Raw genomic sequence first — 12,623 nt, 5'->3', positions numbered from 1 at the left:
AGCCCCCGGATACACCCTGCGCACCCCGAAGACCGCGACCGCTACGCGGCACGGAAGGACGAGGTCGGCGCACCGCATCCGCTGCCGGGCGGCACCCGGGCAGGGTGCGCCTCCGATCGCGCAAGATCCGCGTGATCAGGGGCCGGAGGCGGCGACGCGCCGACGACACGCGCGACGTACTCCCTGATCACGCGGATCTTGCGCACGCGCTCACGCGGATCTCGGGGTAGCCGGAACCGGTGGTCCGGGCGGGGGCTCTCGTACCCACCCGGACCACCGGCCTGACTTCCCGCTACCCGTCTTCCGGCGGACTATTCCTCCGCGATCAGACCGTTGCCGGCGGCTGCGTCGCCTCGGCGGGGGCGAGCAGGTGGCCGACCAGGTCCGTGAGGACCGGCAGGCCGTCCGGGCTGAGCACCGACTCGGGATGGAACTGCACCCCGGCGAAGGCCGGGCCACGTACGGCGTGCACGCAGCCGTCGGCCGGGTCACGGGCGACGTCGACCGGCCCGTACGCCGAGGCGAGGGCATCGGAGCCGGCCACGGCGGTGAACGTCGAGTAGAAGCCGACGGTACGGGTGGCACCGAAGAGTTCGACCCGGCGCTGCAGGCCCTGGTAGGGGGCGTCGCGGCGGTGCAGGCGCAGCCCGAGCAGCCCGCACAGCACCTGGTGGCCGAGGCAGACGGCGAGCAGCGGCCGGCGCCGGTCCAGCAGGCCGGCGACCAGCCGCCGCACCGCGGCCATCTTCGGGTCGGCGGCGTCGGTCGGGTCGCCGGGACCCGGCCCGGCCACCACCAGGTCGAAGCCCGCCGCCGGGTCGGTGCCGGCGGCCTGCCGCCACGGCCGCACCTCGACGGACATCCCGAGGGCCCGCAACTGGTGGGACAGCATGCCGGTGAACGTGTCCTCGGCGTCGACGACGAGCACCCGCCGGCCGGCCAGCGCGGGCACCACCGACCTACCGTCGCGCTGCTCCAGCCAGAACCGGGCCAGCCGGTCGTTGCGGGCGGCGAGCGCGGCGCGTACCTCGGGGTGGTCGGCCAGGCGGGCGGTGCCGGTGCCCGCGGCGGGCCCGGCCGCGGCGGGCCGCAGGCCGAGCGCCGCCAGCACCCCGGCCGCCTTCGCGTACGTCTCGGCGACCTCGCCGGCCGCCGTCGAGTGCCGGACCAGGGTGGCGCCGACCGGCACCCTCAGCCGCCCGGTGGGGGAGATCTCGGCGGTACGGATCAGGATCGGCGCGTCCAGCGTCTGCCGGCCGGCGTCGTCGTGGCCGAGCAGGGCCAGCACCCCGGCGTAGTAGCCGCGACCGCGCCGCTCGTGCCGGGCGATGACCCGGCACGCGTTCTCCATCGGGCTGCCGGTGACCGTCGGGGCGAACATCGTCTCGCGCAGCACCTCGCGTACGTCGAGCGAGCCCCGTCCGGCCAGCAGGTATTCGGTGTGGGTGAGGTGCGACATCTCCTTCAGGTACGGCCCGACGACCTGCCCGCCGTGCTCGGCGACGGTCGCCATCATCTTCAGCTCCTCGTCGAGCACCATGTACAGCTCGTCGATCTCCTTGGGGTCGGCGAGGAAACGCAGCAGCGCGGCGTGGTCGGCCGGCCCGTCCGGATGCCGGAAGGTGCCGCTGATCGGGTTCATCATCGCCAGCCCGTCCTCGACGCTGACGTGCCGTTCCGGGGTGGCGCCGACCAGGGTGCGGTCGCCGGTGTGCACCAGGAACGTCCAGTACGCGCCGCGTTCACCGGTCAGCAGCCGGCGCAGCGCGGCCAGGGCGGCGGTCAGCGGCGGGTCGAGCAGGTCGGCGTGGAAGGCGCGGTGGACGACGAAGTTGGCGCCCTCGCCGCGGCCGATCTCGTCGCGCAGCACCCGGTCGACGGTGCGCGCGTACGTCTCGTCGTCGACGTCGAAGCCGCCCGGGCCGGTGCGTACCGGCGTGTCGGGCAGCGCGGTCAGTGCCGCCTCCAGCGGACTGGTGCCGTAGCCGGTGACGGTCAGGCAGGTGAGCGGGGTGCCGTCGTCGACGCAGGCGAACCCGCGTTCGGCGATCTGCCGGTACGGCACGAGGGCCAGGGTGCGCGGCCCGGGTGCGCCGGCCGGCAGCGGGATGTCGGCGAGCCGGTCGACGGCGTGCGCCGGCCCGGTGAAGATCTCCAGTTCGTCGCGGCCCTCGCGGCGGATCAGGGCGAACGGTCCGGGGTCGGCGCCACCGGCGATGGTGGCGAGCAGTTGGTGCAGCAGCGGCATGTCGTTCCTCGGCTGGCCGGGGGCCGTCCCGGGCGAGGCGTCCGCTGGGGGAAGGGTTGCCGGCGGCCGCCTCGGTGGGGCGGCCGCGTGGATGAACTACGCGCGGGTGCGGGCCGCCGGGTCGGCGGGCCACCAGAACTTGCCCGCCGGGTCGGCGGGCCACCACGACTTGCCCGCCTGGTCGGCGGACACCCGGGAACTGCCCGCCGGGTCGGCGGGCTGCCAGGAACTGGCGTGCGCGGGCATGCGGTAACCCTATGCGCCGTACGACCCCGGCGGAAGCGGTCCGCGCGAAGCTGGCGGGTACCGCCGTGCCCGGCCGGGTACCGTGACCGGCGATGAAGGTTCTCGCCCTCGACATGGGCACCTCGTCGGTGCGTGGCATGGTGCTGGACGCCGACGCGGTGCAGTTGCCCGGCGCGCTGGCCCGCCGCAAGGTGCGGGTGTCGATCGACCGCACCGGTGCCGGCACCCTGGACGGCGCCGGCTACCTCGCCTGCCTGGTGGAGTGCCTCGACGAGTTGCACGCCGCCGGCCACCTCGACGGGATCGAGCTGGTGGCGACCGCCGCCCAGTGGCACTCGATCGTGCCGCTGGACGCCGCCGGTGACCCGCTCGGGCCGGTGCTGACCTGGCTGGACACCCGGGCGACCCCGCCGGGTTCGGTGACCGGCCCGGCCGACGAGGCGGCGTTCCACGCGCGTACCGGCGCCTGGTGGCACCGCTTCTACTGGACCGTACGGGTGCCGTGGCTGCGCCGGCACACGTCGGCGCCGCCGGCCCGGTTCGTCGGCCTGGTCGAATACGTCTTCGGGGTGCTGCTCGACGGGGCGCCGATGTCGGTGTCGCAGGCGTCCGGCACCGGGCTGCTCGACCTGCGGGCCATGACCTGGGACTTCGAGGCGTGCGAGCTGGCCGGGGTGCGGCCGGGCGAGCTGCCGGACCTGGCCCCGACCGGGTGGCGCGGCCGGCTGCGACCGGCGTACGCCGCCCGCTGGCCGGCCCTGGCGGCGGCGCGCTGGAAGGCGCCGATCGGCGACGGCGCGGCGTCCAACATCGGCTCGGGCTGCGTCGACGAGAACCGGGCGGCGGTGACGGTGGGCACCTCGGCCGCCGTACGGCTGATGCAGCCGGCGCCGGCCGGGGCGGAGTTGCCGCCGCTGCCGGCGACCCTGTGGCGTTACCGGGTCGACCACGAGCGGATCATCACCGGCACCGCGTACTCGTCGGGCGGCAACCTGTTCGACTGGGCCGAGCGTGAGCTGCGGCTGCCGGCGGGGCCGGCCCTGGACGAGGCGCTGGAGCGGGTGACGCCGGGCCGGTCCCTACCGGCCGACATGCGGTTCGCCGGTGACCGGCCGCCGGGAATGGCCGGGGCCGGCTCCGGGGCGCTGGGCGGGCTGGGCTTCGGCAGCACCGCGGTGGACATCCTGGCCGGCCTGATGGACGCGTTGTGCCGGCAGGTCGCGGACGACCTCGTCGACCTGGAGTCCACGGTGGACCGACGGGTGGAGGTGGTGCTCGGCGGCGGTGCCGTGGCGGCCTCCGCCTGGTGGCGGCGGGCGTTCGCGGCGGCGCTGGCCCCCCGCCCGGTGCGGCACGTCACCAACCCGGAGGTGGGTGGCACCGGGGCGGGGATCCTGGCGCTGGGCCGGTTCGGCGACATCGACGCGCATAGCGGCATCGGCCGGACGGAGGAGGGCGGCTCGGCGGTGTCGGCAGGACGTGATCGGCCACATTATCCTTCGTGAACGACCCGGATGTCGCGTCGTTGACAGCTTTGCCTGGCCTGGTTGGATGGAGGCCGCCCCTCGGCCGGCCCGGCGCCGGGGACAGTAGGGAGGCGTTGGTGGGCGTCACCAACGGGCCGTCGGACGTGACGGCCCCGCACCAACGACGAAGCCTCTTCGACGAGCGGGTTCTGCCGCACCGCCGCCGGTCCCGGCTGCGGCTGCGCGACTGGCGGATGCGTACCAAGCTCGGCGCGGTGCTGATCGTCCCCTCGGTCGCGTTCATCGTGCTCGCCAGCGTGCAGACCGGTTCCCTGGTCAGCCAGGCGACCGTGCTGAACGAGTTCGCCGAGCAGGTCCGGGTCGGGCGGGAGACGACCGCCCTGATCCACGAACTGCAACAGGAGCGCGACCGTACCTTCGGCGAACAGGTGGCCCCGGCGACCAGCTCCGACGGCCGGTACGACCCGGCCCAGGCCCGGGTGGCCCTGGCCCCGTTCCACGAACGGGTGGACGCGGCGGTCGGCGCGTTCCGGGCCGCCGGTGACCCGATGTCGCGTGGCGACGCCGCCTGGCGGGTCTCCTACACGCGGACGGTCGGGCTGCTCGACCAGTTGCCGGCCCTGCGGTCGGCGGCCGTCGGCGGCATCGTCACCGCCCCGACCATCGAGGGCAACTACACCCGGACCATCGACTCCCTGCTGGCGTTGCTGGCCGAGCCGTCGCCGGGTGTCGAACGTCCGGAGCTGACCGACGCGGTGCTGCGTTACGTGCAGTTGGCGCGGGTCAAGGAGGTCGGGTCGAGGATCCGGGCCCGGCTCTACAGCGCCGGCCGGCTCGGCGGCTACGGCGCCGAGGAGCTGGTGACCCTCAGCGACCTGCGGGTGCAGCAGTTGACCGCGATGGCGGAGTTCCGGGTCGTGGCGACCACCGAGCAGCTGGCGCGTTACGAGGAGGCGACCCGTGATCCGCGGTTCGTCCACGCCGGGCAGTTGGAGGAGACCTCGCTGCCGTCGGCGGGCGCCGGGCCGCGGGTGATCCCACCGGCGAGCTGGTGGTCGGCGAGCCAGGACCGGCACGACCTGTTGCGTGAGATCGAGACGACCGTTCTCGACGACGCCGTGCAGCAGGCCGACTCGCGCAGCGCCGCGCAGGTGCGCCGTACGGTGATGGTCGCCGCCGGGGTGCTCGCGGTGCTGCTGGTGGCGTTGCTGACCTCGGTCGTCATCGGCCGCTCGATCGCCCGGTCGCTGCGGATGCTGCGGGCGCAGGCGTTGCAGGTGGCGCAGCTCGACCTGCCGGAGACGCTGCGCCAGCTGCGGGAGGTCAACGCCGGCATCCCGGAGATCGAGGTGCCGCCGGCGACGGTCCGGTCGATGGACGAGATCGGTGACGTCGCCGAGGCGTTCGTGGCGGTGCACCGCAGCGCGGTCACCGTCGCGGTCGACCAGGCCACGATGCGGCGTACGTTCAACGCGATGTTCGTCAACCTGGCCCGGCGCAGCCAGGTCCTGGTCGAGCGGCAGCTCGAACTGCTCGACGAGCTGGAGCGCGAGGAGAGCGACCCGGACCAGCTCGAGAACCTGTTCAAGCTCGACCACCTCGCGGCCCGGATGCGGCGCAACGACGAGAGCCTGCTGGTGCTCGCCGGCACCGAGTCGACCCGCCGGTGGAACCGCCCGGTGGCGCTGTCCGCCGTCGTGCTCGCAGCCGTGGCCGAGATCGAGCAGTATCCGCGGGTGCGGCACGACGTCGCCGACGACCTGCACGTCGTGGGGCACGCGGTCGCCGACCTGGTGCACCTGCTGTCCGAGTTGCTGGAGAACGCCACCGCGTTCTCGCCGCCGGACACGCTGGTGCGGGTGACCGGCACCGGATACGGCCCGGAGACGGCACTGATCGAGATCGTCGACGAGGGCCTGGGGATGAGCCCGACCGGTGTCGCCGACGCCAACAAGCTGCTCGCCGCGCCGCCTGCCGCCGACCTCGCCGCGTCGGAGCGGATGGGGTTGTTCGTGGTCAGCCACCTGGCCGCCCGGCAGGGGGTGCGGGTGCAGCTGCGGGCCGCCGAGCGGGGCGTGGTCGCGACGATCTGGCTGCCCGGTTCGGTGCTGTCGCCGGCGCCGACGGCGCGGGACGCCGCCAACGATCCCGGGCGGGGGGTCGGCGGGTTGCGGCCGTACGCGATCGGGGCCACGGCGGGATTGCCGGCGCTGCGCGCGGCCGGACCCGGCAACGACCGGGGCACGCCGGCGCCGGCGGGGCGCCGCAAGACGCTGCCGCGCTCGCGGCGGGCGGTACCGACCCGGTCCGAGGACGTGCTGGCCGACGCCAGCGGGGCGCCGGACGCGCCGGAGGGCAGCACCTGGTGGTCGCGGCAGGCCCGGCCGGGTACGGCGGCCGCCGCCCGGTCCGCCGCCGGCCAGCCTGGCACCGGTCAGCCCGCTGCCGTTCGGTCCGCCGCCGGCCAGCCCGGCGCCGGTCAGCCCGCCGGCCCGGCGGCTGCCGGCCGGTCGGCCGTACCGGCTCCGGCCGCCCGCTCCGGAGGCGCGGTCGGGGTGGCCCGGGCGGTGGGGCAGGCCCCGCTGCGGCCCGCCGGCCAGGCCGGCCCGGGGCATGGCGACGCGGCTGCCGCACCGGTGGCCGGGGCCGACCACCGGCCGGCACCGGAACCGTTCCGGCCGACCGTGGTCCGCAACGCCAACGGGCTGCCGGTACGGGTGCCGATGGCGCACCTGCCCTCGGAGACCGAGTCGCCCGCGCCCGCCGCCCCGCGGCCGTACACCGACCCGGACCCGGACGCGGCCGGCTCGACGCTCTCCCGGTTCTACGGCGGCGTACGGCGGGCCGAGGCGGAGGAGACCACCGAAATGTCAAAGTTGATCACTAAGGACGAGGAGCGCCAGTGAACACGCTGAGCCAAGATGCACGCGACCTGAGTTGGCTGGTCAGCGGGTTCGCCGAGAAGGTACCCGGGGTCCTGCACGCGGTGGTGGTCTCCTCCGACGGGCTGCTGGTGGCGGTCTCCGACCACCTGCCCCGCGACCACGCCGACAAGCTCGCCGCGGTGACCTCGGGGTTGATGAGCATCACCACGGGCGCGGCGCAGATGTTCGACGGCGACATCGTCAAGCAGACCGTCGTGGAGATGGGGCGGGGCTACTTCCTGGTGATGAACATCCGGGACGGTTCGATCCTGGCGACGCTCGCGTCCGGTGACGCCGACGTCGGGGTGATCGGCTACGAGATGGCCCGGCTGGCCAAGCAGGCCGGCGAGAAGCTCACCCCGGCGCTGCGCGCCGAACTGCAGCAGGCGCTCCCGCGCTGAATCGCGGCCGGCGCTGCCGCGCCGAGCCGCATCAGGCGCTGCCGCGCCGAGCCGCAGCAGGCTGGATAAAAGCCAGCTAGCCCGGTTGACCAGGCCGGGCTAGCTGGCTGTCCAGGTGTCACGGAGCGGCCGTCCGGAGGCTCCGCGCGATTACCTACACCGCGTTGTCGGCGATGACCCGGCGGTACCAGTGGGCGCTGCGCTTGAGAATCCGGCGCTGGGTCGGGTAGTCGACGTGGATGAGTCCCCAGCGCTGGTCGTAGCCCTCGGCCCACTCGAAGTTGTCCATCAGGGACCAGACGTGGAAGCTCTCCAGCGGTACGCCGTCGGCGATCGCCCGGTGGGCGGCGGCGATGTGGTCGCGCAGGAAGGCGACGCGGCCGGCGTCGTCGACGGTGTCGTCGGCGCCGAGCGGGTCGGGAGTGGGCAGGCCGTTCTCGGTGATGGAGATCGGCATCGGGCCGTAGTCGCGGGTGACCCGGGTGAGGATGTCGTACAGGCCGTCGGGGTAGATCTGCTGCCAGTCCGCCTGCGAGGTCGGCCACCTGGTCACGGTGCCGCCGTCCGCGGTGACGTAGATCGGCGTGTAGTACTGCACGGCGAGCAGGTCGACCGGGGTCGAGATGATGTCGAGGTCGCCGTCGCGGATGCCCCTGACCAGCCGGCTGTCCGGGCCGAGGTCGTCGAGGACGTCGGCGGGGTAGCGGCCGGTGAAGACCGAGTCGAGGTAGAACCGGTTCTCGTAGCCGTCGTACAGGGTGGTGGCCGCGGCGGCGGCCGCGCTGCCGTCGGCGGGATAGCAGGGGTGCAGGTTGAAGGCCGGGCCGATGCGGCCCGGCCCGCCGCGGGCGCGCAGTGCCTGTACGGCCATGCCGTGCGCGAGCTGCAGGTGGTGGGCGACGAGGTGGGCGGCGTCGGGGTCCTGCCGGCCGGGTGCGTGGTGGCCTTCGAGGTAGCCGTTCTGCACCACGGTCTTCGGCTCGTTGATGGTCAGCCAGACCGGTACGTCGTCGCCGAGGGCGGCGAAGACGGCGTCGGCGTACTCGGCGAAGCGGAGGGCGGTGTCGCGGGACTCCCAGCCGCCGGCGTCCTGGAGCGCCTGCGGCAGGTCCCAGTGGAAGAGGGTCGCCATCGGGGCGATGCCGCGGTCGAGGAGCCCGGCGACCAGGCGGCGGTAGAAGTCCAGGCCGCGCTGGTTGGGGGCGCCGGCGCCGTCGGCCTGGACGCGGGGCCAGGCGATGGAGAAGCGGTAGCTGTGCAGGCCGAGGTCGCGCATCAGGTCGAGGTCGTCGGCGTACCGGTGGTAGTGGTCGGCGGCCACGTCGCCGGTGTCCCCGCCCTTGATCCGGCCGGGGGTGTGGCTGAAGGTGTCCCAGACCGACTCGCCGCGGCCGTCCTCCTTGGTGGCGCCTTCGATCTGGTAGGCCGACGTGGCGGCCCCCCAGACGAAGTCGTCGGGGAAGCGCAGGCCGAGCGGTGCTTCGGCGTCCGCGGGCGGCGTGGCGTGGTGCAGCGGCTGCCGCCGGCTGGGAACGGACATGTTTCGGGTCTCCTCTGGGTGATCGGGGATCCCCGATGCTCGTCGTAACAATCGGGGGTTAGCGTGGGGGCGGGGAGGGCAATCCCCGCCCCCACCATCGGTTACACACACGCACGAGCGGGTTGGCGTCCAGGTCGTGCGTGCCGCGCGGGAGCCGGGCCACGCGAGTGGCTGGTGATCCCACCTCCCTTCCGATGTTCCGTGGGGCGGCCGGCGGCGGAGTCCGGGCTGGCCCGCCGTCGGCCCTTGCTTGCGCAGGGGTCGGGTCACGTACGAGGGCACATGACACGACTTGCATGTTCATCGATGGAAGCGCTCCCATCGGCGATGGTTCAGGACTGTAGTCCGCGTTACGGCTTTGTGAAAGCCCCAAAATGGAATCGAAACAAAGTCCGGAAAGCCCCTTCCCGCGGTTGATTCGGGAGCGCTCCCATGGAACACTCTCGAACTGTCGCGGGTGGGTGAGCCACCACGCGCGACCGTGGGCCGCCGAGGGCATCGGGCTTCCGAACGGCCGCCCCACCGACCGGGACCGCCGGTCAACCCCCGGTCCGGGCCGGGTCGCTCGCAACGTTCCCCCGCGCCTTCCGTCCCGCGCGACGACCGTCGCGCCGGAGGCGCCCGGCCGGTGGCCGTCGCGCCCCGGCCCGGTTCCGCGAGGAGACATTCATGAAAGTCACCGCAAGACGCCGTCGGGTGGCAATGGTCGCCGCCGGCGTGCTCGTGGCGGCCGGGGTGACCCTGCCGGTGGGCGCCGCCCACGCCGCCACCTCCTGCGACGTGGTCTACGCGACCAACGACTGGAACAGCGGATTCACCGCCAACGTCACCATCAAGAACCTCGGCGACCCGATCAACAACGGCTGGACCCTCGGCTGGACGTTCCCCAACTCCGGCCAGCGGGTCACCCAGAGCTGGTCGTCCACCGTCACCCAGAACGGCAGCCAGGTGACCGCGGTCAACGCGGCCTGGAACGCCAGCATCCCCACCGGTGGCACGGTCGACTTCGGCTTCAACGGCACCCACACCGGCAACAACCCGAAGCCGACGTCGTTCACCCTCAACGGCACCGTCTGCAACGGGTCCGTACCCAACCAGGCGCCGACGGTCTCGCTCAGCGTGCCGGCCGGCCCGTTCGTCGCCCCCGCCGACGTGCCGCTGACCGCCACCGCCAGCGACCCCGACGGCACCATCAGCAAGGTCGAGTTCTACCGCAACGGCCTGCTGGTCAACACCGACACCACCGCCCCGTACGGCTACACGATGGAGGACCTGCCGGCCGGCAGCTACACCGTGCAGGCCAAGGCGTACGACAACGCCAACGCGACCGCGACCGCGGAGCGGGCGTTCACCGTCACCCCCAGCTCCGGCCCGGTGCTGATCGCGACCCCGTCGTCGGTGAGCGTCAACGAGGGCGGCACCTCCACGGTGAACCTGAAGCTGTCGGCGGCGCCGACGAGCAACCGGGTGGTGACGCTGACGCGTACCGGTGACCAGGACATCACCGTCTCGCCGACCTCGGTCACCCTCACCCCGAGCAACTGGAGCACCGGGGTCAACGTGACCGTGGCCGCCGCCGAGGACGCCGACACGGTCAGCGGCACCGCGACCATCACCGCGTCGGCCACCGGCCTCGCGCCGCTGGCGATCGTCGCCACCGAGATCGACAACGACACCGGCGGCGGGAACAACGTCTACATCCAGCGGTTCCTGGAGCAGTACGGCAAGATCAAGAACTCGGGCTACTTCAGCCCCGAGGGCGTGCCGTACCACTCGATCGAGACGATCATCGTCGAGGCGCCGGACCACGGCCACGAGACCACGTCCGAGGCGTTCAGCTTCTGGATCTGGCTGGAGGCGCAGTACGGCCGGGTCACCCAGAACTGGGCGCCGTTCAACAACGCCTGGACGGTGACGGAGAAGTACATCATCCCGTCGAACGCCGACCAGCCGACCGCCGGCGTCGCCGGCACCCCGCAGTACGCCGCCGAGTACGACCTGCCCAGCCAGTACCCGTCGCAGCTGCAGCCGAACGTGTCCGTCGGCCAGGACCCGCTGCGGTCCGAACTGCAGACCACGTACGGCACCGGCAGCATCTACGGCATGCACTGGCTGCTCGACGTCGACAACGTGTACGGCTTCGGCCGCTGCGGCGACGGCACCACCCGCCCGGCGTACATCAACACCTTCCAGCGCGGGCCGCAGGAGTCGGTGTGGGAGACCGTGCCGCAGCCGTCCTGCGACACCTTCGCCCACGGCGGCACGCACGGCTACCTCGACCTGTTCACCCGGGAGAGCAACCCGCCCGCCCGGCAGTGGAAGTACACCAACGCCCCGGACGCCGACGCGCGCGCCATCCAGGCCGCGTACTGGGCCCAGACCTGGGCCAAGGAGCAGGGCCGCGAGGCCGAGATCGCCCAGACCGTGGCCAAGGCCGCAAAGATGGGCGACTACCTGCGGTACGCGATGTTCGACAAGTACTTCAAGCGGATCGGCAACTGCGTCGGGGCCACCCAGTGCCCGGCGGGCACCGGCCGCGACTCGGCGCACTACCTGATGTCCTGGTACTACGCGTGGGGCGGCGCCACCGACCCGAACGCCGGCTGGTCGTGGCGGATCGGTTCCAGCCACAACCACATGGGCTACCAGAACCCGATGGCCGCGTACGCGCTGACCGCCATGCCGGAACTGCGGCCGAGGTCGACGACCGCCAACGCCGACTGGACCAAGAGCCTGGAGCGGCAGATGGAGCTGTACCAGTGGCTCCAGTCCGCCGAGGGCGGCATCGCCGGCGGTGCCACCAACAGCTGGCAGGGCAGCTACAGCCAGCCGCCGGCGGGCACCCCGACCTTCTACGGCATGTTCTACGACCCCAAGCCGGTCTACCACGACCCGCCGAGCAACAACTGGTTCGGCATGCAGGTCTGGTCGCTGCAGCGGGTCGCCGAGCTGTACTACCTGACCGGCAACGCGCGGGCCAAGACGGTGCTGGACAAGTGGGTGCCGTGGGCCCTGTCGGAGACCACGATCGGCACCGGCGGCGACTACTCCATCCCGGCGACGATGGAGTGGACCGGCGCCCCCGCGATCTGGAACCCGGTCAACCCGCAGCCGAACAGCAACCTGCACGTCGAGGTCGTCTCGCACAGCAAGGACGTCGGCGTCACCGCCGCGTACGCCCGCACCCTGATGTGGTACGCGGCCAAGTCCGGCCACGTCGGCGCGAAGAACGCGGCCAAGGGCCTGCTCGACGGCCTGAACGCCAACGCCGACGCGCAGGGTGTCTCGGTGCCCGAGCGGCAGGAGCACTTCAACCGCTTCGACGACGTCTACAACCCGTCGACCGGCCAGGGGCTCTACATCCCGCAGGGCTGGACGGGCACCATGCCCAACGGTGACGTCATCGCGCCGGGCAAGAGCTTCCTCGACATCCGCTCGTTCTACAAGGACGACCCGGACTGGCCGAAGGTTCAGGCCTACCTGGACGGCGGACCGGCCCCGGTCTTCAACTACCACCGGTTCTGGGCCCAGGCGGACATCGCCATGGCCTACGCCGACTTCGGGCACCTGTTCCCGAACGGCTGAACCACCGGCGGTGCGGGCCGGGTGGGATCATCCGGCCCGCACCGCACCGGCACACCGCCCGCCCCGGGTACGTACCCGGGGCGGGCGTCGTTGCCGGGCGACCATGGCGGGATTTTCCCCGGCGGTTGCCGCCCGATATTGGTGATCATCAGTCATGCAACAGATCTGACGATTTCGCAAGTCGGGGAGTCC

The 12,623-nt window shown here is 72.9% G+C and carries 7 protein-coding genes; 4 read left to right on the top strand and 3 right to left on the bottom strand.

The genetic code is table 11. From position 1 onward, the window contains the following. Positions 1-325: 325 nt before the first annotated feature. Positions 326-2,248, bottom strand: a complete 1,923-nt coding sequence (locus tag AB0M79_RS30325) for an anthranilate synthase family protein (RefSeq protein ID WP_364220270.1) — start codon at positions 2,246-2,248, stop codon at positions 326-328. 96 nt (positions 2,249-2,344) lie between these two features. Next, entirely contained in the window at positions 2,345-2,494 is a 150-nt protein-coding gene (locus tag AB0M79_RS30320; RefSeq protein WP_364220267.1) for a hypothetical protein, read from the bottom strand. A gap of 92 nt (positions 2,495-2,586) precedes the next feature. Here AB0M79_RS30320 and AB0M79_RS30315 point away from each other — a divergent pair, with 92 nt between their 5' ends. The 3 genes from AB0M79_RS30315 to AB0M79_RS30305 all read left to right on the top strand — a co-directional run bounded on the left by AB0M79_RS30315 (position 2,587) and on the right by AB0M79_RS30305 (position 7,306). Continuing rightward, positions 2,587-3,999 carry an FGGY family carbohydrate kinase gene (locus tag AB0M79_RS30315; RefSeq protein WP_364220264.1) on the top strand — a complete coding sequence of 471 codons (1,413 nt, stop codon included), beginning with the start codon at positions 2,587-2,589 and terminating at the stop codon, positions 3,997-3,999. 98 nt (positions 4,000-4,097) lie between these two features. Further along, entirely contained in the window at positions 4,098-6,887 is a 2,790-nt protein-coding gene (locus AB0M79_RS30310) for a nitrate- and nitrite sensing domain-containing protein (protein WP_364220261.1), read from the top strand. 5 nt (positions 6,888-6,892) lie between these two features. Next, positions 6,893-7,306 carry a roadblock/LC7 domain-containing protein gene (locus AB0M79_RS30305; protein WP_357541885.1) on the top strand — a complete coding sequence of 138 codons (414 nt, stop codon included), beginning with the start codon at positions 6,893-6,895 and terminating at the stop codon, positions 7,304-7,306. Positions 7,307-7,460: 154 nt separating this feature from the next. On the opposite strand, the gene AB0M79_RS30300 is transcribed toward AB0M79_RS30305, so the two are convergent. Beyond that, complete coding sequence (locus AB0M79_RS30300) at positions 7,461-8,846, bottom strand: GH1 family beta-glucosidase (protein WP_364220258.1); 1,386 nt, start codon at positions 8,844-8,846, stop codon at positions 7,461-7,463. A gap of 669 nt (positions 8,847-9,515) precedes the next feature. On the opposite strand from AB0M79_RS30300, the gene AB0M79_RS30295 reads away from it, so the two are divergent. Next, entirely contained in the window at positions 9,516-12,431 is a 2,916-nt protein-coding gene (locus AB0M79_RS30295; protein ID WP_364220255.1) for a glycoside hydrolase family 48 protein, read from the top strand. The last annotated feature ends 192 nt before the right edge of the window (positions 12,432-12,623 follow it).

This window comes from Polymorphospora sp. NPDC051019, from assembly GCF_040683055.1.
Lineage (GTDB): Bacteria > Actinomycetota > Actinomycetes > Mycobacteriales > Micromonosporaceae > Polymorphospora > Polymorphospora lycopeni.
The sequence above is the reverse complement of the archived record's forward strand: the minus strand, read 5'-3'. Positions and strand labels throughout refer to the sequence as shown.

Coding starts and splice junctions, on each gene's coding strand:
- AB0M79_RS30300 (WP_364220258.1), bottom strand. CDS start 8,846: ATGTCCGTTCCCAGCCGGCGGCAGCCGCTGCACCACGCCACGCCGCCC.
- AB0M79_RS30315 (WP_364220264.1), top strand. CDS start 2,587: ATGAAGGTTCTCGCCCTCGACATGGGCACCTCGTCGGTGCGTGGCATG.
- AB0M79_RS30320 (WP_364220267.1), bottom strand. CDS start 2,494: ATGCCCGCGCACGCCAGTTCCTGGCAGCCCGCCGACCCGGCGGGCAGT.
- AB0M79_RS30325 (WP_364220270.1), bottom strand. CDS start 2,248: ATGCCGCTGCTGCACCAACTGCTCGCCACCATCGCCGGTGGCGCCGAC.
- AB0M79_RS30295 (WP_364220255.1), top strand. CDS start 9,516: ATGAAAGTCACCGCAAGACGCCGTCGGGTGGCAATGGTCGCCGCCGGC.